Origin of the sequence: Streptomyces phaeochromogenes, assembly GCF_001418655.1 — a bacterium.
Lineage (GTDB): Bacteria > Actinomycetota > Actinomycetes > Streptomycetales > Streptomycetaceae > Streptomyces > Streptomyces phaeochromogenes.
Genome location: NZ_LIQZ01000579.1, coordinates 1 through 354, shown reverse-complemented (window position 1 = coordinate 354; position 354 = coordinate 1). Strand labels below are relative to the sequence as shown.

The window sequence follows — 354 nt, the reverse complement described above, 5'->3', positions numbered from 1 at the left end:
TCCGGTGCCGAGCAGCACCGGGGAACGGTTCCGGGCGGCTTCCGCAAGCCGGGCGGCGAAGGCCTCAAGAGCCGCCAAAGTCCGCTCAGGATCGATCACATCAGGACCAGAGGTGTGCTGCGGATCGGGGGACACCCCGCACTTGTCCGCCATCAAAGCGATCAAATCCGGTTGTTCCCATGTCCATTCGGGGTCAAGCCCGATCGTCACCCGCGGATCCCGCGCGGCGAACAACCGATAGCTCCTGAGACTCGCCTCCCGCGAGGTGGCCACCGTCCCCGCCAACCTCGCCGCCAGCAAATGCGCCCGCAACGCTCCACTACTCAACACCCCCCGATGCTGACGCACCCACCC

1 protein-coding gene is annotated in these 354 nt (G+C 66.7%); it reads right to left on the bottom strand.

What is annotated here, in order from left to right:
* Positions 1 to 330, bottom strand: a 330-nt coding sequence (locus AOK17_RS53170; RefSeq protein ID WP_245697842.1) for a phosphatase, incomplete at its 3' end; no start/stop codon positions are given.
* Positions 331 to 354: the final 24 nt, after the last annotated feature.